General features: G+C 74.3%; 28 protein-coding genes. 17 read left to right on the forward strand and 11 right to left on the reverse strand.

Annotated elements, in window-relative coordinates; translation table 11 throughout:
- The first annotated feature begins 69 nt into the window (after nt 1–69).
- The 6 genes from amrb99_RS12645 (at nt 70) to amrb99_RS12670 (ending at nt 6,039) form a co-directional block, all read left to right on the forward strand.
- Nucleotides 70–525: an NfeD family protein gene (locus amrb99_RS12645; RefSeq protein ID WP_190856106.1), complete on the forward strand. Its 456-nt coding sequence runs from the start codon at nt 70–72 to the stop codon at nt 523–525.
- Entirely contained in the window at nt 522–1,544 is a 1,023-nt protein-coding gene (locus tag amrb99_RS12650) for an SPFH domain-containing protein (RefSeq protein ID WP_190856107.1), read from the forward strand. The genes amrb99_RS12645 and amrb99_RS12650 overlap by 4 nt, the downstream gene beginning before the upstream one ends.
- Nucleotides 1,545–1,714: 170 nt before the next feature.
- Nucleotides 1,715–2,800 carry a CapA family protein gene (locus amrb99_RS12655; RefSeq protein WP_190856108.1) on the forward strand — a complete coding sequence of 362 codons (1,086 nt, stop codon included), beginning with the start codon at nt 1,715–1,717 and terminating at the stop codon, nt 2,798–2,800.
- A 61-nt stretch (nt 2,801–2,861) separates the two neighbouring features.
- Nucleotides 2,862–3,620 carry a GyrI-like domain-containing protein gene (locus amrb99_RS12660; protein WP_190856109.1) on the forward strand — a complete coding sequence of 253 codons (759 nt, stop codon included), beginning with the start codon at nt 2,862–2,864 and terminating at the stop codon, nt 3,618–3,620.
- Nucleotides 3,617–4,162 (forward strand): GyrI-like domain-containing protein, encoded by a 546-nt coding sequence (locus amrb99_RS12665; protein WP_190856110.1) that lies wholly within the window; start codon nt 3,617–3,619, stop codon nt 4,160–4,162. The genes amrb99_RS12660 and amrb99_RS12665 overlap by 4 nt, the downstream gene beginning before the upstream one ends.
- A 71-nt stretch (nt 4,163–4,233) precedes the next feature.
- Nucleotides 4,234–6,039: an SDR family oxidoreductase gene (locus amrb99_RS12670; protein WP_190856111.1), complete on the forward strand. Its 1,806-nt coding sequence runs from the start codon at nt 4,234–4,236 to the stop codon at nt 6,037–6,039.
- A 10-nt stretch (nt 6,040–6,049) separates the two neighbouring features.
- Here amrb99_RS12670 and amrb99_RS12675 read toward each other — a convergent pair whose 3' ends face one another.
- The 5 genes from amrb99_RS12675 to amrb99_RS12695 all read right to left on the reverse strand — a co-directional run bounded on the left by amrb99_RS12675 (nt 6,050) and on the right by amrb99_RS12695 (nt 10,735).
- Nucleotides 6,050–6,295 carry a hypothetical protein gene (locus amrb99_RS12675; protein WP_190856112.1) on the reverse strand — a complete coding sequence of 82 codons (246 nt, stop codon included), beginning with the start codon at nt 6,293–6,295 and terminating at the stop codon, nt 6,050–6,052.
- A 127-nt stretch (nt 6,296–6,422) separates the two neighbouring features.
- Nucleotides 6,423–7,520, reverse strand: coding sequence for a helix-turn-helix transcriptional regulator (locus amrb99_RS12680; RefSeq protein ID WP_190856113.1), 1,098 nt, complete (start codon nt 7,518–7,520; stop codon nt 6,423–6,425).
- Nucleotides 7,517–8,614 carry an LLM class flavin-dependent oxidoreductase gene (locus amrb99_RS12685; protein ID WP_190856114.1) on the reverse strand — a complete coding sequence of 366 codons (1,098 nt, stop codon included), beginning with the start codon at nt 8,612–8,614 and terminating at the stop codon, nt 7,517–7,519. Before amrb99_RS12685 ends, amrb99_RS12680 begins: the two co-directional genes overlap by 4 nt.
- Nucleotides 8,615–8,704: 90 nt before the next feature.
- Nucleotides 8,705–9,061 carry a hypothetical protein gene (locus amrb99_RS12690; RefSeq protein ID WP_190856115.1) on the reverse strand — a complete coding sequence of 119 codons (357 nt, stop codon included), beginning with the start codon at nt 9,059–9,061 and terminating at the stop codon, nt 8,705–8,707.
- 237 nt (nt 9,062–9,298) lie between these two features.
- Nucleotides 9,299–10,735, reverse strand: coding sequence for an MFS transporter (locus amrb99_RS12695; RefSeq protein ID WP_206699928.1), 1,437 nt, complete (start codon nt 10,733–10,735; stop codon nt 9,299–9,301).
- Between the two features lie 71 nt (nt 10,736–10,806).
- Here amrb99_RS12695 and amrb99_RS12700 point away from each other — a divergent pair, with 71 nt between their 5' ends.
- From amrb99_RS12700 to amrb99_RS12710, 3 genes are all read left to right on the forward strand, one after another.
- Complete coding sequence (locus amrb99_RS12700; RefSeq protein WP_190856116.1) at nt 10,807–11,790, forward strand: helix-turn-helix domain-containing protein; 984 nt, start codon at nt 10,807–10,809, stop codon at nt 11,788–11,790.
- Nucleotides 11,791–11,937: 147 nt separating this feature from the next.
- On the forward strand, nt 11,938–12,693 hold the full coding sequence (locus amrb99_RS12705) for an endonuclease/exonuclease/phosphatase family protein (protein ID WP_190856117.1): 756 nt from the start codon (nt 11,938–11,940) through the stop codon (nt 12,691–12,693).
- Between the two features lie 197 nt (nt 12,694–12,890).
- A complete protein-coding gene (locus amrb99_RS12710) occupies nt 12,891–14,108 on the forward strand; it encodes a lipase family protein (protein ID WP_190856118.1) in 1,218 nt (405 codons plus the stop codon).
- Between the two features lie 48 nt (nt 14,109–14,156).
- On the opposite strand, the gene amrb99_RS12715 is transcribed toward amrb99_RS12710, so the two are convergent.
- The gene (locus amrb99_RS12715; protein WP_190856119.1) at nt 14,157–14,507 is read right to left on the reverse strand and encodes a DUF202 domain-containing protein; all 351 of its coding nucleotides are present in this window, start codon (nt 14,505–14,507) and stop codon (nt 14,157–14,159) included.
- A 287-nt stretch (nt 14,508–14,794) separates the two neighbouring features.
- On the opposite strand from amrb99_RS12715, the gene amrb99_RS12720 reads away from it, so the two are divergent.
- The 4 genes from amrb99_RS12720 (at nt 14,795) to amrb99_RS12735 (ending at nt 18,110) form a co-directional block, all read left to right on the forward strand.
- A complete protein-coding gene (locus amrb99_RS12720) occupies nt 14,795–15,328 on the forward strand; it encodes a DinB family protein (protein WP_190856120.1) in 534 nt (177 codons plus the stop codon).
- 147 nt (nt 15,329–15,475) lie between these two features.
- Nucleotides 15,476–16,285, forward strand: a complete 810-nt coding sequence (locus tag amrb99_RS12725) for a hypothetical protein (RefSeq protein ID WP_190856121.1) — start codon at nt 15,476–15,478, stop codon at nt 16,283–16,285.
- A gap of 133 nt (nt 16,286–16,418) precedes the next feature.
- Entirely contained in the window at nt 16,419–16,823 is a 405-nt protein-coding gene (locus amrb99_RS12730; protein WP_190856122.1) for a nuclear transport factor 2 family protein, read from the forward strand.
- Nucleotides 16,824–16,889: 66 nt separating this feature from the next.
- The gene (locus amrb99_RS12735) at nt 16,890–18,110 is read left to right on the forward strand and encodes an epoxide hydrolase family protein (RefSeq protein ID WP_190856123.1); all 1,221 of its coding nucleotides are present in this window, start codon (nt 16,890–16,892) and stop codon (nt 18,108–18,110) included.
- 91 nt (nt 18,111–18,201) lie between these two features.
- On the opposite strand, the gene amrb99_RS12740 is transcribed toward amrb99_RS12735, so the two are convergent.
- Both amrb99_RS12740 and amrb99_RS12745 read right to left on the reverse strand, forming a co-directional pair.
- On the reverse strand, nt 18,202–18,960 hold the full coding sequence (locus amrb99_RS12740; protein WP_190856124.1) for a class I SAM-dependent methyltransferase: 759 nt from the start codon (nt 18,958–18,960) through the stop codon (nt 18,202–18,204).
- A 21-nt stretch (nt 18,961–18,981) separates the two neighbouring features.
- The gene (locus amrb99_RS12745; RefSeq protein ID WP_190856125.1) at nt 18,982–19,641 is read right to left on the reverse strand and encodes a PhzF family phenazine biosynthesis protein; all 660 of its coding nucleotides are present in this window, start codon (nt 19,639–19,641) and stop codon (nt 18,982–18,984) included.
- A 97-nt stretch (nt 19,642–19,738) separates the two neighbouring features.
- Between amrb99_RS12745 and amrb99_RS12750 the strand changes: the two genes are divergently transcribed.
- Nucleotides 19,739–20,311, forward strand: coding sequence for an isochorismatase family cysteine hydrolase (locus amrb99_RS12750; protein ID WP_206699929.1), 573 nt, complete (start codon nt 19,739–19,741; stop codon nt 20,309–20,311).
- On the opposite strand, the gene amrb99_RS12755 is transcribed toward amrb99_RS12750, so the two are convergent.
- Together amrb99_RS12755 and amrb99_RS12760 are read right to left on the reverse strand one after the other, a co-directional pair.
- Complete coding sequence (locus amrb99_RS12755; RefSeq protein ID WP_190856126.1) at nt 20,305–20,502, reverse strand: hypothetical protein; 198 nt, start codon at nt 20,500–20,502, stop codon at nt 20,305–20,307. The two genes, amrb99_RS12750 and amrb99_RS12755, sit on opposite strands and share 7 nt — an antisense overlap.
- Nucleotides 20,503–20,513: 11 nt before the next feature.
- A complete protein-coding gene (locus amrb99_RS12760; RefSeq protein ID WP_190856127.1) occupies nt 20,514–20,693 on the reverse strand; it encodes a hypothetical protein in 180 nt (59 codons plus the stop codon).
- Between the two features lie 88 nt (nt 20,694–20,781).
- Here amrb99_RS12760 and amrb99_RS12765 point away from each other — a divergent pair, with 88 nt between their 5' ends.
- Nucleotides 20,782–21,246 carry a MarR family transcriptional regulator gene (locus tag amrb99_RS12765; protein ID WP_347256654.1) on the forward strand — a complete coding sequence of 155 codons (465 nt, stop codon included), beginning with the start codon at nt 20,782–20,784 and terminating at the stop codon, nt 21,244–21,246.
- Nucleotides 21,247–21,258: 12 nt separating this feature from the next.
- Here the strand turns inward: amrb99_RS12765 and amrb99_RS12770 are convergent, their stop codons facing one another.
- Nucleotides 21,259–21,621 (reverse strand): helix-turn-helix domain-containing protein, encoded by a 363-nt coding sequence (locus tag amrb99_RS12770; RefSeq protein ID WP_190856128.1) that lies wholly within the window; start codon nt 21,619–21,621, stop codon nt 21,259–21,261.
- Between the two features lie 57 nt (nt 21,622–21,678).
- Here amrb99_RS12770 and amrb99_RS12775 point away from each other — a divergent pair, with 57 nt between their 5' ends.
- Nucleotides 21,679–22,065 carry a DUF4440 domain-containing protein gene (locus tag amrb99_RS12775; RefSeq protein ID WP_190856129.1) on the forward strand — a complete coding sequence of 129 codons (387 nt, stop codon included), beginning with the start codon at nt 21,679–21,681 and terminating at the stop codon, nt 22,063–22,065.
- A 7-nt stretch (nt 22,066–22,072) separates the two neighbouring features.
- On the forward strand, nt 22,073–24,970 hold a 2,898-nt coding region (locus amrb99_RS12780), incomplete at its 3' end, for a BTAD domain-containing putative transcriptional regulator (RefSeq protein ID WP_190856130.1).

The following is a 24,970-nucleotide window of genomic DNA, read 5'->3' on the forward strand; positions in this document are numbered from 1 at the left end:
GGGGGCGCCATTTCCACGGTCTGGAGTTACTTTGTTGTTGAGGACTTCCGGCAGCCACAGGGAGCTGCTATGGACGCGTGGGTCGTCTGGTTGCTGATCGCGGCGCTCCTCGGGATCGCCGAACTGCTCACGCTGACGCTCGCGCTCGGCCTGCTCGCCGTCGCCGCGCTCGCCGCCGGCCTCACCGGCGCGGCCGGCCTGCCCCTCGCCGGCCAGGTCGCCGTCTTCGCCGCCGGGGCCGTCGCGGGCCTCGCCGTCGTCCGGCCCGTCGCGCGCCGCCACATCCGGCAGCCGCCGCCGCTGCGCACCGGCGCCGCCGCCCTCGTCGGACGCGAGGCCCTGACGCTCACCGAGGTGTCCCGCGCCGGCGGTCGCGCCCGCATTGGCGGCGAGGAGTGGTCGGCCCGCCCCTACGACCCCGACCTCGTCATCCCGGCCGGCGCCGCCGCCGACGTCCTCGCCATCGAAGGCGCCACCGCCCTGCTGTACCCGGTCCCCGGCGGGCCGGGCGAGGAGACACCATGACCGAACTCGCCATCGCCCTGCTCATCGTCGTCGTCGCCGGGCTGGCCGTGGTCGCCACCGCGGTGATGCGGTCGGTCTGGATCGTCCCGCAGGCGCGCGCCCGCAACGTCGAGCGCCTCGGCCGCTACCACCGCACGCTCGAACCCGGCATCAGCTTCGTCCTGCCGTTCGTCGACCGCGTGAAGTCGCTCATCGACCTGCGGGAGCAGGTCGTCTCGTTCAAGGCGCAGCCGGTCATCACCGAGGACAACGTTGTCGTCCACATCGACACCGTGCTGTTCTTCCAGGTCACCGATCCGCGTGCGGCCGACTACGAGATCGTCAACTACATCAAGGCGATCGAGCAGCTCACCGCGACGACGCTCCGCAACGTCATCGGCACCCTCGACCTGGAGGCCACCCTCACCTCCCGCGACCGCATCAACACCGCGCTGCGCGGCGTGCTGGACGACGCGTCCGGCAAGTGGGGCATCCGCGTCACCCGCGTGGAGATCAAGGCGATCGAGCCGCCCGCGTCCATCAAGGACGCCATGGAGAAGCAGATGCGCGCCGAGCGCGAGAAGCGCGCCGCGATCCTCACCGCCGAGGGCGCCCGCGCGTCCAAGATCCTCACGGCGGAGGGCGACAAGCAGTCGACGATCCTGCGCGCCGAGGGCGCGAAGCAGGCCGCCGTCCTGGAGGCCGAGGGGCAGGCGAAGGCGATCGAGCGCGTTTTCTCCACCATCCACGCGGCCGACCCCGACCCGAAGCTGCTCGCCTACCAGTACCTCCAGACCCTCCCGAAGCTCGCCGAAGGCCAGGGCAGCACCTTCTGGGTGATCCCGAGCGAGGTGACGAGCGCCCTCCAGGCCGTGACCCAGGCGTTCAGCGGCCCCACCCCCGTACGGGACCCGGAACCGTCCGGATCCGACGAGCCCGAACCGCCCCGCGAGATCTCTCCCAGCGACCCGATCCCGCCCTACCAGCTCACCCAGGGCAAGCCCAACGGCCAAGAGACCCCCGCCGACCCCGCCTCCTGACCGCGCCTCCTGACCTTCGCCGCGGCGTGCGGGCGGAGTGCGAGTGAGTGGGGTTGCCGGTGTTGAGGAAATGGGCGGATTCGCCCTGAGGGCCGGATGTGGTCGGGGGTGGGGTGGGGGGATTGTCCTGGTCGTGCCATGCTTGGCCGATCAAGACGGGGAGGTCTCCCATGCGCGTTTTCGCCGTGGCAGCCGTGGGCGTGCTGGTCGCCGCCGCCGTGTCCGCGTGCGGCGGGTCCGACGGGCCGGAGGCCGCGGGGGCGACGCCGCCGGCGGCCACGTCTCCGGCGAAGCCGAAGGGGGGAGCGGCGCCGTCGAAGGCGGCGCCGCAGCCGATCGTCATCGCGTTCGGCGGGGACACCCACTTCGAGGGGCAGCTGCGGTCCCGGCTGGCGAACCCGGCGACCGCGCTCGGGCCCGTCGCGTCCACCCTGCGGGCTGCCGACCTCGCCATGGTGAACCTGGAGACGGCGATCACGACGGGCGGCACTCCGGCGCCCGGCAAGGAGTTCACGTTCCGGGCGCCGCCGACGGCGCTGACCGCGCTGCGCCGCGCCGGCGTCGACGTCGCGTCCATGGCGAACAACCACGGCATGGACTACATGGAGGAGGGGCTGCGCGACTCGCTCGCCGCGATCAGGCGCAGCGGCTTCCCGATCGTCGGGATCGGCCGCAACGCGGACCAGGCGTACCGGGCGTACCGGACGACCGTGAAGGGCAACCGGATCGCGATCGTCGGCGCGACGCAGGTCCTGGACGACAACCTGGTCTCGGCGTGGACGGCGACCGGCGGCAAGGGCGGCCTCGCGTCGGCGAAGGACGTGCCGCGGATGGTGCAGGCGGTGAAGGACGCGCGGAAGGGCTCCGACCTCGTCATCGTGCATCTGCACTGGGGGCAGGAGCTGAAGGCGTGCCCGCTGCCGCGCCAGCAGGAGCTCGCCAAGGCGCTCGTCGACGCGGGCGCGGACATCGTCGTCGGCGGGCACGCGCACATCCCGCTCGGCGGCGGGTACCTGCAGGGCCGGTACGTCCATTACGGCATGGGCAATTTCGTGTTCTCGTCGGCGCAGGGGCAGACGGCGAAGTCCGGTGTGCTGCTGCTGCGGGTGGAGGGCCGGAAGGTCACGAAGGCGAAGTGGAAGCCGGCGCAGATCACCGGCGGGCTGCCCATCCCGATGAAGGGCGCGACGGCGGCCGCCGAGGTGAAGCGGTGGAACGGCCTGCGCGCCTGTACGGGGCTCACGGCGCGCCCCTAGCTCCGTCCCTGGTCGCGTCCCGAGTGGACTCTCCCACTGTGGGAGACGTCAGGCTGAGGACGTGAGCAACGATCTCCTGCCCATCGGGCGGTTCGCGCGGCTGTGCCGGTTGAGCGTCAAGCAGCTGCGCCACTACGACGACCTGGGCCTTCTCGCCCCGGCATGGGTCGACCCCTCGTCGGGCTACCGGTACTACCGGCCCGAACAGGCGCGGGATGCGCTGATGGTCGGGATGCTGCGGGAGCTCGACGTCCCGCTGCCCGCGGTGGCGCGCGTCCTCGCGGGCCAGGGCGCGGCGGCGCTGAAGGACGCGCGGGACCGGCTGGAGGCGGACGTGGCGCGGCGCCGCCGCGCGCTGCGGCTCCTGGACCGGGTGCTGGCCGAGGGACTGCCCGACACGGAGGTGTCGGTCGCCGAGGAGCCGGCCCGGAGGGTGCGGATCGCGCGCGAGGCGGCGACCCCGACGACGATCGCGGCGGCCACCGGGGCCTGCGTGGCCCGGCTCCTGCCGGAGGCCGAGGGCCCGCCGAGCCTCGTCGGGCTGTTCCCGCTGGACATGGCCGACGAGTTCGAGGTGCGGGTGGCGCTGGAGTCGGCGTCCGGCGAGGACGTCCTGCCCGGCGGGGCGTTCGCGCGGGCCCTGCACACCGGCCCGTACGAGGAGATCGCGCTCACCGTCCACGGCGTGCTGGCCTGGTTCGGCGACCACGGGCACGCGCCCGCGGGGCCGGTCCGCGAGGTCTACCTGAACGACCCGGGGAGCACGCCGCCCGAGCACCTGGAGACCCGGGTGCTGATCCGACTGGAGGATGTCCGATGAGCTGGTACGAGGCGGCGGAGAAGCCGGAGATCGCGGAGTTCGGCCCGGTGTCGGGGCTGGCCGTCACCGGACGCGGCGAGCCGGGCGGCGCGGCGTACGGGGCGAGCGTCGGCGCGCTGTACGCGGTGATGGGCGCGCTCGGCGCGCCGATGGTCCCGCTGGAGGGACGCTGGTGGGTGGAGGACGAGCGCTCCCCGTTCGAGGTGCCGCGCGAGGAGTGGTGGTGGCACCTGTTCCTGCGGCTCCCCGACGAGGAGGGCGCGATCGGGGCCGGCGCGATCGAGGCGGCCGTCACGCAGGTCAGGCAGGGGGTGCCGGCGGCGGCGCGCGTCCAGCGCGTCACGTTCACCGACGGGCGCTGCGTGCAGATGCTGCACCGCGGCCCGTACGCGGACGAGCCCGCGAGCCTCGCCGAGATGGACGCGCTGATGAAGGCGGAGGGCCTGGAGGTGAACGGCCTGCACCACGAGATCTACCTGTCCGACCCGAACGAGCCGGACCAGTCGAAGGCGCGGACGATCCTCCGCCAGCCCGTCCGCTGAGAGGCCCTGGACAGCGGACCTCATCGGCGTAGGTTCTCGGGCAAACCCCCGGAGAACGGTAGGGAGCGCCGATGCGGGACCAGCGGGTGAGGTCGGGCGGGATCGAACTGGCCGTACGGGAGCGCGGGGAGGGCGGCCGGCCGACGGTCGTCCTCGTCCACGGCTACCCCGACACCGGCGCGATGTGGGACGACGTCGCCGAGCGCCTCGCCGGCCGGTTCCGCGTGGTCACCTACGACGTGCGCGGCGCGGGCGGCTCGTCCGCGCCGTCCGACCCGCTGGACTACGGCCTCGACGCGCTGATGGGCGACCTGGAGGCGGTGCTGGACGGCGTCGGCGCGGACGAGCCCGTCCACCTCGTCGGCCACGACTGGGGATCGGTGCAGGGCTGGGAGGCGGTCATCGGCGACCGGCTGCGCGGCCGGTTCGCCTCGTTCACCTCGATCTCGGGACCGGACCGGCGGCATCTCGCGCGCTGGGTGCGGACCGCCGTCCGGTCCGGGCCGCGCGGGGTGCGGGAGGTGCTGGGGCAGGCGCGCCGCAGCGTCTACATGCCGGTGCTGATGGCCCCGCGCGCGGGCGAGCTGGCGGCGCGGCTGCTGCCCGCCGGGTTCGCGCGCGGGCTGCGGCTGCGGGAGGGCGCCGAGCCGCGCCCCGGGCATCCGGCCGCCACGCTGGCGCGGGACGCGCGCAACGGGCTCGGCCTGTACCGGGCGAACATGGGCCGCCGCCGCGGCTCGCCGGAGGACGGACGCCGCGGTTCCGAGGGCGACGGGCGCACCGACGTGCCCGTCCAGCTGATCGTCCCGATCAAGGACCGGTACGGGTCGCAGCCGCTGCTGCTGTCGCCGCGCGGCGTCGTCCCGAACCTGTACGTGCGCCGCGCACCGGCCGGGCACTGGGTGGCGCGCAGCCACCCGGACCTGGTCGCCCGCTGGATCACCGAGTTCGTGGAGCACATCGAGGGCGGGCCGGAGACGCCCGGTCTCGCGCACGCGCGCGCCGCCGCCGAGCCCGGCAAGGAGTTCGGCGGGGACCTCGTCGTCGTCACGGGCGCGGGCAGCGGGATCGGCCGCGCGACGGCCCGCGCGTTCGCCGACGCGGGGGCGCGCGTCGTCGTCGCCGACATCGACGAGGGCGGCGCCAAGCGGACCGTTGACGAGATCGGTGCGGCGGGCGGCGAGGCCCACGTCTACGGCGTGGACGTGGCGGACCCGGAGGCGATGGAGCGGTTCGCCCGGTACGTGAAGGACATCTGGGGAGTCCCGGACGTCGTCGTCAACAACGCCGGGATCGCGCTCGCGGGTTCGCTGCTGGAGACGCCGGAGGAGGACTGGGCGCGCATCCGGTCCATCAACCTCGACGGCATGTACCGCGGCTCCCGGCTGTTCGGCCGGCAGATGGTCGAGCGCGGCGAGGGCGGCCACATCGTCATCGTGTCGTCGCTGGCCGCGTTCACGCCGAGCCCGGAGCTGCCCGCCTACGGCGCGACGAAGGCGGCGGTCCTCCAGCTCGCCGAGTGCTTCCGGCTCGACATGGAGCGCTACGGCATCGGCGTCACGGCGATCTGCCCCGGCGCGGTCGACACCCCGATCACCCGGCGGACCCGGTTCGTCGGGATGGCCCCGGCGGTGGACGCCGAGCTGCGCGAGACGATGGGCCGCGCGATCGAGCGACGCGGCTTCCCGCCGGAGAAGGTCGCGCGGGCGATCCTGCGGGCCGTCCGGCAGGACGCGGCGGTCGTGCCGGTCGCGGTCGAGGCGCACGCCGCCCGGACCCTCGCCCGCGTCTCGCCCGCCGCGAACCGGGCCCTCGCGCGCCTCGGCCGCCGCGCCGGCGACCGCCTCCTCGCCGGGGTCCAGGACCGCCACGCCTGACGTCCCCGGCTCAGCCGGGGAAGCGGCGCTTCTTGGCGGTGTCGATCCAGCACAGCATTGCGAAGGCGGCGCCGATGGCGAGGAGCGACACGATCCACCAGGCCGGGGACGGCAGCCGCAGTGCGATGACGAGGAACCGCTTCGGGCCGTCCGGCTTCCAGCCGAACAGCTTGCTGATGAACGGCACGACGCCCGTGTACACCCCGAGCATGAACACGAAGGAGGACAGGCCGTCGTAGGACTTCGGGTCGTTCATACCGTAGAGCCTGCCGGGGCGGGGGCGCGCGGGATACCGACCAAGGTCGATGCCGCGCGTCCGGACGGCCGGCGGTCGCGCGGCCGTCCGGACGGCCGGAGGTACCGCAGGCGGCGGGGCCGCCGGGTCACGCGGGCGGGACGGTTCGTCTCAGGGTCTCGGTCGGGGTCTCGCCGAAGCGCTGCCGGTAGTGCTCCGCGAACCGGCTCATGTGCACGTAGCCGGCGGCCGCGGCGACGTCCGAGACCGTCCGGCGGCGGCCCGGCTCGGCCGACCGGAGCGCCGCGCGGGCGTGGTCGAGCCGCACGCCGCGCAGCAGCTGCGTCGGGGTGAGGCCCCACTGGGCGCGGCAGACCGCCTGGAGTTGCCGGACGCCGATCCCGGCCGCCGCCGCGATGTCGGACGCGCCGATCGGCCGCCCGTGGTGCGCCTCCACCCATTCGCGGATGAACCCGGCGAGATGGTGCGGGACGCGCCGGGGCGGCTCCGCCAGCTCCGGCGTCGCGGTGTTCGGCAGGCCGAGCAGGACCGCGGTGAGCAGCGACTCCTCCAGGCTGCGCGCGGCGAGCGGGTGCAGGCCCGTCGCCGCGCTGTCGTCGAGGACGGCGCAGACGTGCCGCCACGTCCGCTCGACGACGGACGCGGGCGCGAGGGCCGGGCCGTCCACGCTGTGGAAGCGCAGCGGCGGGTCGTACTCGCGGCCGAGGAAGCCGCCGAGGTGGTCGGCGAGCCGGCCGGTGCTCGTCGCGATCACCAGGCAGCCGTGCCGGGGGTCCGGGGTCAGCCGCATCGCCTCGTCGTGCGAGACGACGAGGCAGCCGCCCGCGGTGGCGCGGCCGCCGGACCGGCGGTACTCCACGCCCATCGGCGCCATCGGCGCGCACAGCGCGAACGCGCCCTCGGTCGGCGGGGTGTCGACGATGACGCCGGCGCCTCCGTAGCGGACCCAGACGAACTTGACCGCGCCGACGCCGAGGGCGTTGACCAGGCCGTCCAGCGGGCGGGCGGGGTCACGGGCCTGGAGGTCGTGGCCGACGGCGTACGGCTCGACGGTCCGGTGCAGGACGTCGATGTCGCCGCTGGCGACCCGCCGGTACGGCGACAGCGGCGGCACGTCCCCCGCGCCCAGTGGCGGTTCGTCTCCCGCGTCCGGCGGCGGCGCGGCCTCGGCATCCGGGGGCGGCTCGCCTTCCGCGCCCGGAGGCGGTGCGGCGGGGGCGGTCATGGCGGGCCGTCCGGTGCGGCGGCCAGCGGCAGGACGCCTCGGGCGCGCAGTCGCGGCATCACCTCGGCGGCGAAGTAGCCCAGCTCGCCGGCGTAGTCGAGGAAGGACAGCGCGATCCCGTCGAAGCCCGCGCGGGCGAACGAGGCGATCCCGTCGGCGACGTCGTCGGGGTCGCCGACCAGCGGGCAGCTTCCGTGCCCGGCGGCGAACCGGTCCCGGTAGATCTGCAGCATCTCCGGGGTGAACGACTGCGCGTGCAGGCCCTGCAGGCGCATCACCTCGTCCACCGCCGGCCAGTCGGCGTGCTCATCGGCGTAGTAGCGCAACCAGTCCTCCGCTTCGGCTCGCGTGGGGCGGCACACGACGTGCCCCAGCGTGAAGACGCCGACGTCCCGGCCGTACGACGCGGCCTCCTTGCGGATGGCCGCGACGACCTCCGCACCGTCCTCCGGGCCCGCGACGACCGTGAACGCGCGGTCGGCGTTGCGGGCGGCGAACGACCGGCCCTGCCGGGACGACCCGGCGTTGATCACCGGCAGGCTCCGCCCGTTGTACGGCTTCGGCGCGCCGACGACCCGCCGGAGGTGGAAGTACCGGCCGTCGTGGTCGAACGGCTCGGGGCTCGACCAGATGCGCCGGACGATGTCCCACCACTCCTGCGCGTAGGCGTACCGGGTGTCGTGGTCGTCCGGGAGCGTGAGGCCGAACATCGCGTACTCGGGGGCGTGCCAGCCCGCGACGATGTTCAGCCCGACCCGTCCCCGGCTGAGGTGGTCGGCGGTCGCGAGCTGCTTGGCGGCGACGATCGGGTGGTGGAACGCGGTGTGGACCGTGGTGAAGACGCGCAGGCGCGTCGTGCCCGCGAGCATTCCGGACGCCCATACCAGCGGGTCGAGGACGCTCTGGTGGAAGTCGGTGTCGGGGCCCCAGTCGGTCCAGCGGGCGACGGGCAGCAGGAAGTCGATCCCGCTCTCGTCGGCGAGGCGGGCGAGGCGCAGATTGTTGTCCCAGGTGGCTCGCCACCTTTCCGGAACCGTGGTTATCGCCAGTCCCGATTCGGTGTTGGGGGAGAACAAGCCAAGCTGGAATCCCATCGAGATTCACCTTCGTCCGGCCTCGTCCGCATGTGTCCGACTTTGCCCAGTATCGGAAGGGCGTCGGCTGCGGGCAATGGCCGCCGGCCGTCATATCGGGATGATCCCGAGCGCGAGCCGGTCGAAGGGGCCGGGCTGTTCGTTCTCCTTGGGGTGCCGGCCCTCCGGCGTCGCGTACACGACGATCCGCCCCGAGCCGCCGGACCCGGCGCGGCAACGGTGGATCAGGGCCTGGACGACGTCGGTGAGGTGCCTGCCGCAGGAGTCGCCGGTGCGGGACGCCGCGTCCCGGCCGGGAGTCCGGGGACTTCGCGGACTCCGGGCGGGCGCCGGGGCGCCGCCGCCGGTCTCCAGGCGGATCTGGAAGCGGGACGGGCGGCGGCATCCGGGCATGGAGCAGACGTACCGGTCGTCGCCGAGCGGGGAGCGGGCGGGATCGCTGGGCATCGAAGAGCCTTCCGGCGCGGTCGCGAGCGGGTGGTGGCGGGTCCCAGGTCACATATGTCGCGTTTTTCCGGAAAATCGGTGGTCTTCGGCGGGGGTCGGCGGATCTTTCGTCTTTCCGGGGAGGAGAAACGCGAGAACGTGCGCGACCCACTATGCCCGAGCGGTCCTTCGTTCGCAACGCTAACCGGATAGCCGGCCGCGCATTCCGGCTAGCCGTCCAGGCTATTTATGGCATTTCTACTGATTATTGTGATCCGTCCGGAAATACCGGGAAACCAGTGCGGAGAGCAGCGCCGCGGCGACCATGAACAGCCAGCCGTGCCGGAAGGCCGCCACCGACGGGTGCGCCCCGTTCCCCAGCAGCACGGTCAGCACCGCGACGCCGAGCGCCGAGCTGATCTGCCGCGCCATCATCAGCACCGCCGACCCCAGCGACAGCCGCTCCGCGGGCAGCGATGCCGCCGACCCGAACAGCGGCGGCTGCAGCAGCGCCGTGCTCACCCCGACGAGCACCGCCCCCGGGACGAACATCGCCAGGTACGACGGCTCGCCGGACGCGAGCACCGCCCACCAGCCGCAGCCCACCGCGAGCGCCAGCCCGCCCAGCACCGCCGACGCGCGCCCCCCGATCCGGCCGACGATCCGTCCGGAGAACGGCGACATCACCATGCACGACAGCGGGATCGGCGCGATCCCCACGCCCGCCCGGACGACCGGGTAGTGCCACACCCCCGTGAAGTACAGCGTCGCCGCCACCAGCGTCGCCGCGAACACCAGGTAGTAGAGGAAGACCCCGGACACCGCGACCGCGAACGGCCGGTGCCGGAACAGGTCGGGGCCGATCACCGGGTTCGGGTGCCGCCGCATGTGCGCGACCGCCAGCGTCCCGAGCACGGCCGCCGCGGCCGCGCACCCGATCGTCCGCGCCGACCCGTACCCCCAGTCCGGCGCCTGGACGAGCAGCGCGGTCAGCGCCGTCGCCGCGCCCAGCACCAGCGCCGACCCGAGCAGGTCGAGCCGCTGCCGCGCCTTGCGCGGCGTGTCCGGCAGCAGCCGCCGGCCGGCCAGGATCGCCGCCGCCGTCACCGGCACGTTGATCAGGAAGATCCAGCGCCAGCCCGCCATCAGCAGCAGCCCGCCGAGCACCGGCCCGCAGCCGCCGCCGAGCGCGGCCACCGCCGTCCAGATCCCCATCACCGTCGGGTGCTCGCGCTTGGGGAACGCGGGCAGCGCCAGCCCGAGCGACGTCGGGACGAGCACCGCGCCCGCCGCCGCCTGGACGACCCGCGCCGCGACCAGCGCGGGCAGGGTCGGCGCCACCGCGCACGCCACCGACGCGGCGCCGAACAGCGCCATGCCGGCGAGGAAGCTCTTCTTGCGGCTCGTGTCGTCGGCGAGCCGCCCCGCCGGGACGAGCAGCGCCGCGAGCACGATCGTGTACGCGTTCAGCACCCACGACACCTGCGGCAGCGGCGCGCCGTCGAACGTGCGCCGCAGCGCCGGGAACGCGACGCTCACCGCGAACAGGTCGAGGATCGCCAGGAACTGCGCCGTCGACGCGACCGCGAGCACGAGCCACCGCCGCGCCCCCGGTCTCTCGGCTCCTCCGGGGGCCTCTGCCACGTCCTTCCGGGCCGGGACGCTCGCCGGCCGGGCCTTCATCCGTGCGTTCATGCCGTCAATGATCGAGAGCGGCCGGACCCGCCACGAGTGGCAGGATTGACAGCATTCGATAGATTACTGACATGACGCGGAGCCTGGCGATCCTGGTCGTCCCCGGCGCACCGATCTTCGAGGTCGCCATCCCCTGCCAGCTGTTCGGCTCGCCGCCCCCGGCGCACACCGGCCCCTGGTACGACGTGCGGCTCTGCTCGGAGGGCGCGTCCCGGCTGCGCGGCTCGTCCGGCCAGGACGACCTGCCCGGCGCGTTCCAGATCGTCGCCCCGCACGGGCTGGACGCCCTGGAGACGGCCGACACGGTGATCGTCCCGGCGACCGGGAACGTGCTCGACGACCCGTCGCCGCAGGTCGTCGAGGCGGTCCGCGCCGCGTACGCACGCGGCGCCCGCATCGTCTCGCTCTGCTCCGGCGCGTTCGTCCTCGCCGCCGCCGGCCTCCTCGACGGCCGCCGCACCGCGCTGCACTGGAAGCACGCGCCCGTCCTGCGCGAGCGGTTCCCGTCCGTCGAGGCCGACACGTCCGTCCTCTACATCGACGACGGCGACCTGCTCACCGGCGCCGGCAACAGCGCCGGCATCGACCTGTGCCTGCACCTCATCCGGCAGGATCTCGGGGCGGACGTCGCCAACGCCGTCGCCCGGCAGATGGTCGTCCCGCCGCACCGCACGGGCGGGCAGGCCCAGTACGTCGAGACTCCCCTGCCGCCGTCCGGCCGCGCCGACGGGCTCGGGCCCGTCCTGCAGTGGGCGCTGGCGCGCCTCGACCGGCCCCTCACCACCGCCGACCTCGCGGCCCGCGCCGGCCTGACCGGCCGGACCCTCATCCGCCGCTTCCACGCCGAGACGGGGACGACCCCGCTGCAATGGCTCCTCGCCCAGCGCGTCATCCGCGCCCGGGAGCTCCTGGAGGAGACCGACCTCTCCATCGACCTCGTCGCCGAGAAATGCGGCCTCGGCACCGCCCCGAACCTCCGCACCCACTTCGCCCGCGAACTCGGCGTCACCCCGAGCGAGTACCGGCGCGCCCACCGCCGCGTCCCGGTCGGCTGATCGACGAATCTTGAACCCCGGCGGCCCTTGCCGCGACGCCGCGGCGCCTATCGTGGCGTCCATGGCCCCATGGGACGACGTGCGGCGCACCGCCCCCGCACCCGGCTACCCGATGACCTTCGCGGCGCGGCACCTCGCGGGCCGCCCGTGAACATCGGCCTGCTGACGTTCAACACCCTCTTCCGAGGCGACTCCCGCGCCCGGATCAAAGCGCTCGCCGGAATCCTGGAGGACTCGTCGTACGACGTGGTCTGCCTTCAGGAAGTGGTCTCCCCGCTCAATCTCGCGGCGCTCCGCGCGGCGACGCCGTCGTACCCGCACATCGCGCACGGCCCGTCCGTCCCGCTCGTCCGCGGCGGCCTCGTCACGCTTTCGCGGCGGCCGATCGTCCGCCGCCATTTCCGCCCGTACCGGTTCACCGGCCGTCCGCGCCTCGAAGGGCTCCTGCGCAAGGGCGCCCTGCTGACCCGCGTGCAGCTGGGGGACGAGCACGTCACCATCGTCAACACCCACCTGACCGCCAACAGGGACACCGACTGGGACCTCGCCAATCCCTACACCCGGATAGAGGCCGGCGAACTCGCCCAGCTGGCGGACCTGCTCGCCCACCCGGCCCTGACCGACCCCCTGATCGTCGCGGGCGACCTCAACGTCCCGAGGTCGTCGCCCGTCCTCCGCGACTTCCGCGACGCCACCGGCCTCGCGGACGTCCTGAACGGTGACCCCGCGACCACCTTCCGTCCCACACCGAAGCTCAGCCTCGAACCCATCGACCAGATCCTCGCCACCCCGCCGCTGACGGCGACCACGACCCTGGTCTTCAAGGACGAGATCCGCCTCCCGGACGGCCGCACGAGCTACCTGTCCGACCACTACGGCATAGCCGCCGCCTTCTCCATGTAGAGCGAACCGCGCCCACCCCCCATTAGCGAGGCGTCCATGGGGTGAGGGGGTGCCCGGGGTTGGCGCCGGTACCCACAATCGGTGAGGGGAGTTGCTCAGTCCCGGCCATAAACACGGCGCAAGTGGGCTCTTACAGTGAGTGGACCTCAGCGGAACGCTGCCGTTTCGGCAGGTTCGCCCCCACCCCGGAGGCCGTGATGAGACGCTCCCCCCTCCGCGCCGCGGCGGCGCTCGCCGCCGCAGGCGCGCTCGCCGCGACCGCCCTGGCCCCACCGGCCTCGGCCGACACCGTGCCGGGCTCCGTCCCGCCGGACAAGGACCCCTTCTACCAGGCGCCCGCGAACATCGGTGACTACGCGCCGGGCGCCATCGTCGCCTCCCGCGCCTTCACGCCCAAGGCCGGGAACGTGGCCGACACGGCGAACGCCTGGCAGGTCTCGTACCGCACCAACGACTCGCACGGGACGCCGGAACTCGCCGTCACCTCGGTGCTGGTGCCGAAGAAGGCGTGGACCGGGTCGGGCGCGCGGCCGGTCGTGTCGGTGCAGGCCGCCGAGGACTCCACCGGCACGCAGTGCGCCCCGTCCTACGGCCTGGCGTCCGGCGACCTGTTTGCGTCGAGCGCCGCGGTCTACGCCGGGCCGATGCTGAGCAAGGGATGGGCGGTCGTCATGCCCGACTTCGAGGGCCCAAAGTCGGTGTTCATGGGAGGGCTCCAGGCCGGGCACGCCGTCCTCGACGGGATCCGCGCCGTGCGGCGGTTCGCGGACGCGGGGCTCCCCGCGACGGCGAAGTGGGCGCTCGCCGGCTACTCCGGCGGCGCGCAGGCCACCGGCTGGGCGGCGGAGCTCCAGCCGTCCTACGCGCCGGACGTGACGCTCGCCGGGGCCTCCATGGGCGGCATCCCCGCCGATCCCGAGGCCGTGGCGCGGTCGCTGGACGGCGGCGTCTTCTCCGGCTTCGAGGCGGCCGCCGCCGTCAGCCTCGGCGCCGAGTACCCGGAGATGGACATCAACGCGCTGATGAACGACAAGGGCAAGCAGGCGATGGCGGACGCCTCCGGCAAGTGCCTGACGGACCTGCTCACGTCGTTCCCGTTCAAGAAGCTGGCCGACTACAGCACCGTCCCCGACCCGCTGGCGGTGCCGCGCGTCCGGGCCGTGCTGAAGGCCAACACCCTCGGCTCGGCCGCGCCCGCCGTCCCCGTGTTCGACTACCACGCCAACACCGACGAGATCGTCCCCGTCGGGCAGGACGACGCGATGGTGAAGGCGTGGTGCTCGCGCGGCGCGACCGTGCACGTCGTCCGCGACGCCATCGGCGAGCACGCCCTGGAGATGGTCGTGCGGCAGAACGACGCGGTGAACTTCCTGGACGACCGGTTCGCCGGGAAGACGCCCGTCAACGACTGCTGACCGGCGCGATGCGGGGGCGTGCCGGAGGCGGCCCGCCCTCGCAGCGTTTCACCAGAGCAGCAGGGCCAGTGCGGCGGCGACCGCGGCGATCAGAACGCCGCCCGCGGCCAGCGGCCCCGCCGTGCGCCCGGCCGGAGACGGCCGCCGCCCGTCGATCGCGGCCGCGCCCGCCCGGTAGCGCACCCCCGCGTAGACCATCCCGGCCACGCCCGTCGCGACCAGGACGATCCCGGCGGCGACGGACCGCGCGCCGCCGTCCTCGACGAGCTTCGCGACCGCGAGGCCGAGCACCATCACCCCGGCCGCCGTCCGCATCCAGGCGAGGAACGTGCGCTCGTTGGCGAGGTGGTCGCGGGCGAGGTCGGGGTCGCCGCCGTCCTTCGCGGCGGGTTCCTGCATGGCGGGTCCTCCCGGGGAGAGGCGAGCGGCTCCGCCTCTGTATTCCCGGGTATCCGCAGCTCATGAGCCTGTGAGGGAAACGGGACGACGAACCGGTACCCGGCGGCCGACTGCGGACGGGCTCGGCGAGCACGAGGTCGCGGCCACGCTGCAATGCCCGGAGGACCGGCACAGCGCAACGCGAACACTTCCTGAGCGCGTATTCGCTTTACCGGCGCCTGACTGCGATTCCTGTCGCCGTTGACTATTCTCGGTGGCCCGGTGCCGGTGATCAGGAGGGATATCCCGTGACCAGTGTCCGCGAATCGATCGGCCGGGCATTCGACGAGGTATGGCGGCGGACCAGCGGCCGTCTCGACGGCCTCACCGACGACGAGTACCTCTGGGAGCCCGCCCCGGACGGCTGGACGATCCGTCCGGACGCCTCAGGCCGCTGGCTCATCGACGCCGAGGGCGGCGGGGGTCCCGCCCCCGACCCGGTCCCGATCGCGACCCTCGCCTGGCGCATCGGCCATATCGGCCTGACCTTCATCGATTACGGGACCCGCCTTTTCCAGGGGCGCAACATCACGCTGGACGAGGTCGAATTCTCCGGAACGGCCGCCGGCGGGATCCGGTTCCTCGAGACGGCCTTTCGCGTCCATTGGCGCGAGCCTTTCGAGGCGATGTCCGAGGAACGGCTGTGGGAGCCGTCCGGCCCCGCCTTCTTCGGCTACGCCGACTACCCGGCGATCGACACGGCCCTGCACGTGCTGGACGAGTTCACCCACCACTCGGCCGAGCTCGGCGTCCTGCGGGACCTCTACCCGCACCGGTCCTGAGCAGCCCGGAACAGGCGCGTCGGCCCTATTGACACATGATCTCTTAGCCCGGTTGGATCGCTCCATACTCGCGAGTAGCCCGGACCGCCGGTCCGGTCGTCTCGGCACGCCCCCCGCCGCGGTTCCACCCCCAGCGAGAGGATCCCTGTGTCGTCCATGATGAAGCGGCTGGCCGTGCTGTCCCTGTCGGCGGGACTCGCCGCCACCGCCCTGTCCGCCGCGTCCGCCGCGTCCGCGCAGGCCGCCCCGAAGCCGCGCGCCCAGGCGGCCGCGCCCGCCGACGCGCCGCCCGCCTCGCTGGACCTGTCGGACTGCCCCGACGTCCTGCCGGTCGGCGCCGACCCCGCGGACTGGTACTGCAACGTGCTGGTGACCAGCGGCGGCAGCATGAAGATCGGCAACATCGACCAGCAGATCACCGCGCCGATGCGGATCACCCTGCTGGCCGGCTCCGACCCGAAGACCGGGGCGGAGATCTCCAAGTTCGTGAAGATGCGCAGCACGGCGATGCCGGTGGCGGGCGGCGCCCTCGGCATCCCCGGCACCGAGAAGATCCCGCTGTTCGCGCTGAAGGTGAAGCCCCAGTACGCCGGGAAGATCGACCTCGACATCGTCAACCGCAAGACCCGGCTCGACCTGAAGATCAAGCTGATCAACCAGCTCCTCGGCGACAAGTGCTTCGTCGGCTCCGCCACCGCGCCGATCTCCCTCGACCTCGACCTGGCGGACATCACCGCGGCCCCGGGCCCGGACGGCACGTTCTGGGTCAAGATCAACGCGACCGACGACACGTTCGCCGTGCCGAAGACCAACGGCTGCGGTCTCACCGCGCCGATCGCGGACTTCCGCGGCGGCCTCCCGTCGGCGTCCGGGAAGAACCACGCGCAGCTCACCTCGTACTTCGGCGGCAAGCAGTACTCGGAGATGTACCCGAAGATGGCCGTCCGCACGAAGTGACGCCCGTCCGCTGACGGCGGGCCCGCGCCACGCTCCCGGCGCAGGCCCGCTGAGCCGTGCAGGAACCCTACGGGGGTGCCGTACGTTGCCGGGAGACGTAAGCGTATGCCGTACTCCTACGAAGGGCACTCCCATGGCGATCCGTTCGGCGCGCGACCTGACCGACTTCCTCGTCGGCTACACCCGGGACATGGCCGTCTCCGACGAGGAGCCGGGCGCGATCCTCGACCGGTACTTCGTGCCGGAGTTCGCGTACTGCAACGACGGGCTCGTGATCGACCGGCGGCGGATGATCGACCACGCCCGGCCGGTCCGCAGGAACGTCGACCGCGAGGCGATGGCCGCCGCCGGCCGGGCGGGCCTGGAGGTCCACGAGGCGCTGGTCTCCGGCGACCGGTTCGCGGCGCGGTACACGCTCCGCACCCGGATGCGGAAGGGCGCGACGTTCGCGGCGGAGATCTACATGTTCGGGCGGCTGGCGCCGGACGGCCGCATCGAGCGGGTCGACCAGGTCACCCGGCAGCTCGGCGAAAATTAGATCAGAAACTTAAATAAGTGGGTGATATATTCGCCGGGTCCGCTCGACCGGCCGCAGGAGGCGACGATGACCAGCCCGTTCCCGCTGGAACCGGAACCGATCCACGTGCCCGACGGCGTGCTCGACGACCTGCGGCAGCGGCTGGCGCTGACGCGCTGGCCGGACGACGCCGGCAACGACGACGGCTACTACGGCGTGAAGCGCTCCTACCTCCAGGGGCTCGTCGAGTACTGGCGGGACGGCTACGACTGGCGCAAGGCCGAGGCCGCCATCAACGCCTACGAGCACTACCGCGTGGACGTCGAGGGCGTGCCGGTCCACTTCATGCGCCGGCCGGGCGTCGGCCCGAACCCGACGCCGCTGATCCTCACCCACGGCTGGCCCTGGACGTTCTGGCACTGGGCCAAGGTCGTCGACCCGCTTGCGGACCCGGGGGCGCACGGCGGCGATCCCGCCGAGGCGTTCGACGTGATCGTCCCGTCGTTCCCGGGGTTCGGGTTCTCCGCCCCGCTGCCGGACCACCCGGACATGAACTTCTGGAAGGTCGCCGACCTCTGGCACGTCCTGATGACCCGGACGCTCGGGTACGACCGGTACGCGGCGGCCGGCTGCGACGTCGGCGCCATGGTCACCGGCCAGCTCGGGCACAAGTACGCCGGCGAGCTGCACGGGATCCACATCGGCTCCGGCCAGATGCTCACCCTGTTCAACGGCGACCGCGGCTGGGACATCACCGGCGGGCGGCCCCTCCCGGACGGCCCGCCCGGCGTCCGGGAGCGCGCCATGGAGATGGAGCGGCGGTTCGCCGTGCATCTCGTGGCGCACATGCTGGAGCCCTCCACGCTGGCGTACGGGCTGTCCGACTCGCCCGCCGGGATGCTCGCCTGGATCCTGCAGCGGTGGACGCGGTGGAGCGACGACGGCGGCGACATCGAGACGGTGTTCGCCCGGGACGACCTGCTCACCCACGCGATGATCTTCTGGGTGACCAACTCGATCGGCACGTCCGTCCGGACGTACGCCAACAACAACCGGTACCCGTGGACGCCGTCGCACGACCGGTGGCCCGTGGTCGAGGCGCCGACCGGCATCACGTTCGTCGCCTACGAGAACCCGCCGGGCGTCACCACCGAGCGGCGGGTCGAGCAGTTCGTCGAGAGCGGCCGCGGCGCCTGGTACAACCACGTCAACCTCACGGCGCACGACCGCGGCGGCCACTTCATCCCGTGGGAGATCCCCGAGGAGTGGGTCGCCGACCTCCGCCGCACGTTCCGCGGCCGCCGCTGACCCGGTAGATCGCCCCGGTGTACGCCTACCCGCGTGCCGCCGCGGGCGACGCCGTCCCGGGCGACGGCGCCCGGCCCGCCCCGGGGCCCGCTCACAGCGGTTTGCGGGCCTCGAAGAGGGACCGGGACGAGTGCGCGACGAACGGCCCGTCGCGCCGGATCCGCTCGTCCAGCTCCCGGAGCCGGTCGCGGTGGCGCTCGACGGTGAAGCCGGGAACGATCCAGATCACCTTGCGCAGGAAGTACACGACCGCGCCGATGTCGAAGAACTCCATGCGGAGCCGCTCCGTGCGCAGGTCGACGACGTCGAGGCCGGCGGCGCGGGCGTCCGCGCTCTCGATCTCGGGGTCGCGCTTGCCGCGCGCCTCGGGCTGCGGGCCGAGGAAGTACTCGGTCACCTCGAAGACGCTGGCGGGGCCGACGTGCTGGGCGAAGTAGGTGCCGCCGGGCGCGAGGACCCGGGCGATCTCGCCCCACTCGACGACGGCGGGATGGCGGCTGGTGACCAGGTCGAAGGCGCCGTCGGCGAACGGCAGCGGCGGCTCCTCGGGGTGGACGACCACGGCGGCGCCCCGCGGGTGCAGCAGCCGGGTCGCCTTGGCGACGTTCGGCGGCCACGCTTCGGTCGCGACCATCGTCGGCGGGAACGCCGGGGCCTCGGCGAGCACCTCGCCGCCGCCGGTCTGCAGGTCCAGCGCGGCGGTGGCGTGCGCGAGCCGCCCGCTCATCAGCCGCTGGTACCCCCACGAGGGCCGCTGCTCGGTCGCCCGGCCGGCCAGCCAGGAGAAGTCCCAGCCGTCGACGGGTGCGGCGGCGGCCTCGTCCACCAGGTCATCGAACGTGCGGTCCATGAGGCCATGCTCGCAGCCGGGTCAACCGGTTTGTTCGGGCCCGTCCCGCCGGACCCGCCCGGCCACCTCGACGAGGCCGCCGGGCCGCGGCATCGTCATGATCTGCGAGCCGCGCCCCTGGGTGACGACGAGCGGGCGGCCGAGCCGGGCCGTGAGCAGCAGCGCGGCGGCGCCGGTCGCCTCGTCCTCGTCGATGCCGTCGCCGCGGCCGGGGAAGCCGCGGGCGCGGACCCGGCCGGACGGCTCGTCCTGCCACGCCCACGCGTAGATCCACTCGCCGGGCGGCGGGACGGGGAGCGCGTCGACCACCCCGGCGGACCCGTACTCGCGCAGCGTGCGGCCGGGCGCCCACTCGGGCCGCCCGGCGATCCAGGTGAGATCGCCGTCGCGCCGGACGTCCACCAGGCCCGCCGCCGTGACCAGGGCGGGCACGCCGAGCAGCCAGGCGGCGCCGACGCACGGATGCCCGGCGAACGGCAGCCGGGCGGACGGCGTGTAGATGTCGATGGCGCCGCGCGCGGCGTCGTCGATGAAGACCGTCTCGCTGAAGCCGAGCTCCCTGGCGATCCCCTGGCGGCGCTCCTCACCGGGGACGGCGGCGCCGTCGCGGACGACCCCGAGCGGGTTGCCGTGCGCGCCGTCCGGTCCGCAGAAGACGCGCAGCACCTCATGGTCGATCATCCGGCCAGTCAACCACGCTGCGGCTACAACCGGCCGTTGTCGATCCGGCCGGACGGCTGTTGGACGCCGCGTTCCGGCGTGCGGTGGGATGTCCGCCGTGAACGCGAGCATGCAGGCCCTTCTGGTGATGGACGTCCAGCGCGTCGTGGTGGCGCAGCTCGGGGACCGGGCGGACCGGTACCTCGCCCGGCTGGCGGAGACGGTGGCGGCGGCCCGCGCGGCGGGCGTCCCGGTGATCCACGTCCGGGTCGTGCACCGCGACGGGCATCCCGAGATCGGGCCGCTGAACAAGCCGTTCCGGGGGCTGGCCGGCACGGACGCCATCACCGAGTCGAACCCGGAGAGCGGGATCCATCCGGCGGTGGCGCCGCTGCCCGGCGAGCCCGTCCTCGACAAGCGCTTCTTCAGCCCGTTCGCCGGCACGGACCTGGACGCGCTGCTCCGCGCGCGCGGCGCCGGGACGCTCGTGCTGACCGGCCTGGCGACCAGCGGCGTCGTCATCAGCGCCCTGCGGGACGCGACGGAGCGGCAGTACGCGCAGATCGTCCTGTCGGACGGGTGCGACGACGCCGACGAGGAGACGCACCGGTTCCTGGTCGAGCGGTTCTTCCCGCGCGAGGCCGACGTCATGACGAGCGCGGAGTGGGTCGCCGGCCTCGGCGGTCAGTGACCCATCACCAGGAAGACGACGCCGGCGACCACGTGCGCGACCACGGTCACCGCGAGCATGACCACGAACAGGTACTTGGCGGTCGGATGGTCGAACTGCGAGCCCTTCCGGGCGGTCTGCGCCGAGCGGTCCTGGGCCTGCTGCTCCAGTTCGTCCAGGGACGGCAGGAAGGACGGCCGTCGGAGCGCCATGCGTTCCCCTCTCAGCCCATGACGGCGAACAGGACGCCGCCGATGACGTGCGCGGCCACGGTGACCGCCAGCAGCCCGACGAACAGGTACTTGGCGGTGGGATGGTCGAACTGGCCGCCGCCGCGGGGGCGGGGTCCGAGTTCGGCCTGGCGGCGGGCGATGCGCTCTTCCAGGGGTGCCCTGCGGAACATGCGGCCTCCGTTGCCTCGCCAATCGTTGGTGTACAAAACGTTGCGGTAGTAACCTTTATAGCCGAAGCCCCCGGCGAGTGGAGGAACCGTGGCACGTGATCTGGACGACGTCCCCGTCCCCGACCCGCTGGCACTGGAGAACCAGGTCTGCTTCGCGCTGGTGGTGGCGTCGCGCAGCGTGCTCGCGCTCTACCGCCCCATCCTGGAGCCGATGGGGCTGACGCATCCGCAGTACCTGGTGATGCTGGCGCTGTGGGAGCACGAGCAGCTGTCGGTCAAGGAGCTGAGCCGGCTGCTGCAGCTCGACCCGGGCACGCTGTCGCCGCTGCTCAAGCGGCTGGAGTCCGCCGACCTCATCCGCCGCCGGCGCGACGGCCGGGACGAGCGGCTGCTCGCCGTCACCGTCACCGAGAGCGGCCGGGCCCTCCGCGAGCAGGCGGAGAAGATCCCGGCCACGATCATGGACAAGCTCGGCATGGGCCTCGACGAGCTGGAGGACCTGCACGGCACCCTCACCCGCGTCATCGCCGCCGCCACCCGCGCCGCCCCCTGACGCCGCGACCGGTCAGGGCGCCGCGGCGCCCCAGTCCCACAGGGCCTGCAGCACCGGCCCGAGGCGCCGCCCCCTCTCGGTGAGGCTGTAGCGGGTGCGCGGCGGCACGCCCGGCTCGCGGTGCCGCTCGGCGACGCCGGCGCGGACGAGATGGGCGAGCCGGTCGGCGAGCACCTTGTCCGACAGCGCGGGCAGCGCGTCCCGGAGCGCGGTGAAGGAGCGGTCGCCGCGGAGCAGTTCGCGGACCACCAGCGTCGTCCACCGCCCGCGCAGCGCGTCGAGGGCGATCTCCACCGGGCAGGACGGGCTCGGCGCGGCGGCGTCCGCGCGGGGATCGGCGGGCAGTCCCGGGCGACTGACCGTTTGGTGAGCCATGAACGGGCCTCCTAGCGTTGCCGCGTCTCAACGATCTTGTCTACCGGAAGGATCATCATGCGGCGGTCGGCGACGCGTCCCGAGGACGTCCCCCGGGTGTTCGAGGAGCGGTTCAACAGCGGGGACACCGCGGCGGTGGCGGAACTCTACGAGGACGGGGCGGTGTTCGTGCCCGAGCCCGGGTCCGGCCTGCGCGGCGCGGAGGCCCGCGCCGCCAACGAGCGGTTCGTGGCCCTCGGAGTGCCGATCGAGGTCACGCCGCGGCACGTCTACGCGGCGGGCGACGTCGCGCTGCTGATCGTCGACTGGGTGATCGACGGCACCGGCCCGGACGGCGCCCCGGTGCGCATCGAGGGCACCGCGACGGACGTGGCCCGGCGCGGCGCGGACGGCTGCTGGCGGTACGCCGTCGACAACCCGTTCGGGGTCGCCGGGCTGGGATGATCCGGGCATGCGGTTCGGAATCCTGGGCGAGACCCGGGCGTGGCGGGACGGCGGCGAGGAGGTGCCGCTCGGCGGCCCGGCCCGGCGGGCGCTGCTGGCGCTGCTGCTCGTCCGCCCGGGCGCGGCGGTCCCTGCGGACCGGCTGGCGGAGGGCGGGACGGCGGGCCACGCGCTGCACTCCCAGGTGTCGCGGCTGCGGGCGGCGCTCGGCGCGGGCGCGGCGATCGAGCGGGCCGGCGGCGGGTACCGGATCGCGGTCGAACCCGGCGACGTGGACGCGGGACGGTTCGAGCGCCTCGCGGACGAGGGACGCGCCGCGCTGCGCGACGGCGATCCCGAACGGGCGGCCGCGCTCCTCGGCGAGGCGCTGGCCCTGTGGCGCGGGCCGGCGCTCGCCGACGTGCCGCGGGCCGAGACCGAGGCCGCGCGGCTCGACGAGCGGCGGCTCGCCGCCCTCGAAGACCGGATCGAGGCCGACGTGTGCCGGGGCCGCCATCGCGAGGTCGTGCCCGAGCTGCGGGAACTCCTCGGACGGCATCCGCTGCGCGAGCGGCTCGCCGGGCTGCTGATGCGGGCGCTGCGGGACGGCGGCGGGCGGGCCGAGGCGCTCCTGGTGTTCGAGGAGACGCGGCGGCGCCTCGCCGACGAGCTCGGCACGGACCCGTCCGCGGACCTCGCCGCCCTGCACCGGGACCTGCTGCGCGGCGACCCCGCTCCGGCGCCGGTGCGGCCGCCCGCGCCGCTCACCGCGCTCATCGGCCGTGACGGCGACGTCGAAGGCGTCGCCGACCTGCTCGGTTCCGCGCGCCTGGTGACGCTGACCGGGCCCGGCGGGGTCGGGAAGACGCGGCTGGCCGTCGAGGTGGCGGGCCGGGCCGGAGGCCGCGGCGCGGCCCGGACGGCGTGCTTCGCCGAGCTGGCGCCGCTGCGGGACGGCGCGTCGCTGCCCCGCGCGCTGCTCGGCGCGCTCGGCCTGCGCGAGCCGGGCCCCCAGGCCCCGGACGCCGCGAAGGCCCCGGAGGACCGGCTCGTCGCGGCGCTCGCCGACCGGCCGCCGCTGCTCGTCCTGGACAACTGCGAGCACATCGTCGACGCGGTCGCCGCGCTCGCCGCGCGGCTGCTCGCCGCGTGCCCGGACCTGCGCGTCCTCGCGACGAGCCGCGAACCGCTCGGCATCACCGGCGAGCACCTGTGGCCCGTCCGCCCGCTGGACGGCGACGCGGCCGTCCGGCTGTTCACCGCGCGGGCGTCGGCGGTGCGGCGCGGGTTCGCGGCGGACCCGCGGGCCGTCCGGCGGATCTGCGCGGCGCTCGACGACCTGCCGCTCGCGATCGAGCTGGCGGCGGCGCGGCTGCGCACCATGGACGTCGCCGACCTCGCGGACCGGCTCGGCGACCGGCTCGGCGTCCCGGCGCGCGGCGCCCGCACCGCCGACGAGCGGCACCGGACGCTGCGCGCGGTCGTCGCGTGGAGCTGGGACCTGCTGACCGCCGACGAGCGGCGCGTCGCGGAGCGGTTCACCGTCTTCGCGGGCGGCGCGACGCCGGACGCGGCGCGGGAGGTGTGCGGCGACGGCGGCGACGCGCTGGAGTCGCTCGTCGACAAGTCGCTGCTGGAGCTGTCGGGCGGCCGGTACCGGATGCTGGAGACGATCCGCGCGTACGGGGCCGAGCGCGGCGGCGACCCCGGCGAGGCCCGGGACGCGCACGCGCGGTACTTCCTGGAGTTGGCGCGGACCGCCGACCCGGAGCTGCGCGGCGCCGGCCAGCTCGAATGGCTGCGGGTCCTCGGCGCCGAGCACGGCAACCTGCTGGCCGCGCTGAACCGGGCCGCCGAGGCGCGGGACGTCCCGACGGGGCTGCGGCTGTCGGCGGCGCTGGCGGGCTACCTGTGGATCCGCGGGGTGTCGGTCGCGGCGCAGGCCGCCGCGCTGCTGGACGTCGCGGGCCCCGTCCCGCCGCCCGGCCTGGAGGAGGAGTACGCGGCGTGCGTGCTGCACGCGGGGTCGGACGCGGCGGGCCGCGAGGTGTGGCGGCGGCACCGCGCGGCGGCGGAGGCGGCGCTCGAAGCGGTGTGGGCGGACGGGGGGACGGGCCGCCACCCGGCCCTGCCGTTCCTGTGGATGATGCGCCGCGCGGACGAGCCGGACGCGCAGTCCGCGTACGCGCTGGTCCTCACCCGGCGCGACGGGCCGGACCCGTGGGCGCGGGCCGCCGCGCACTTCATCGCCGGGTTCGAGCCGCTCGCCTCCGGTGACGCCGAGCGGGCCGGGCGGGACTTCGAGGCGGCGGCGCGCGGGTTCCGGACGCTCGGCGACCGCTGGGGCACCGCCCTCGCGCTGGACGCGCTCGCCGGGCTCGCCGCCCATCGCGGCGACCGCGCCGCCGCGGTCGCGCTCACCGACGAGGCCCTCGTCCTCACCGAGCGGCTCGGCGCCCTCGACGACACCGCCGACCTGCTCGTCAACCGCGGCGACCACCGGATCGGCGACGATCGGGACGCGGCCCGCGCCGACTACGAGCGCGCCGCGGCCGTCGCGCGCCGCGCGGGCAGCCCCACCTACCTCGCGGCGGCGCTGCGCGGCCTCGGAGACATCGCGCTCCTCGACGGCGACCTCGGCACCGCCGAGCGGCTGTACACCGACGCCCTCGACCGGTTCGACCCGCACTGGATCAAGAGCGTCGGCAACCGCGCGACCGCGCTGATCGGGCTCGGCCGGGTGGCCGCCGCGCGCGGCGACCACGGCGCGGCCCGGTCCCGCTACCGGGAGGCGGCCGGGACGGCGGCGTCCAAGGGCGCGTACATGGACGCCGCCCGCGCGGTCGACGCCCTCGCCGGGCTGGAGGCGGCGGCGGGATCGTTCCCGGCTTCACCGTCGAGCGCCACCGCGACCGGCTCCGGGAGC

The organism is Actinomadura sp. RB99, assembly GCF_014706005.1.
Classification (GTDB): Bacteria; Actinomycetota; Actinomycetes; order Streptosporangiales; family Streptosporangiaceae; genus Spirillospora.